Genomic DNA, 417 nt, shown 5'->3' with positions numbered 1-417 from the left:
GGACTTACGGCGAGGGGGCTTTTCACCCCCTTTATCGCTACTCATGTCAGCATTCGCACTTCTGATACCTCCAGCATCCCTCTCGAGACACCTTCGCAGGCTTACAGAACGCTCTCCTACCGCGTGTACATAGTACACACCCGCAGCTTCGGTAACTGGCTTAGCCCCGTTACATCTTCCGCGCAGGACGACTCGATCAGTGAGCTATTACGCTTTCTTTAAAGGATGGCTGCTTCTAAGCCAACCTCCTGACTGTCTATGCCTTCCCACTTCGTTTCCCACTTAGCCAATTTTAGGGACCTTAGCTGGCGGTCTGGGTTGTTTCCCTCTTGAGTCCGGACGTTAGCACCCGGTGCTCTGTCTCCCAAGCTGTACTTGCAGGTATTCGGAGTTTGCCTTGGTTTGGTAAGTCGCCAT

The 417-nt window shown here is 53.2% G+C and carries 1 rRNA gene; it reads right to left on the bottom strand.

Features of this window, described 5'->3' with window-relative positions:
- A 23S ribosomal RNA gene (locus H0484_RS15085) occupies window positions 1–417 on the bottom strand; the annotation flags it as partial.

This window comes from Mesopusillimonas faecipullorum, assembly GCF_020539505.1.
In the GTDB taxonomy this organism is placed as follows: Bacteria; Pseudomonadota; Gammaproteobacteria; order Burkholderiales; family Burkholderiaceae_B; genus Mesopusillimonas; species Mesopusillimonas faecipullorum.
The sequence above is the reverse complement of the archived record's forward strand: the minus strand, read 5'-3'. Positions and strand labels throughout refer to the sequence as shown.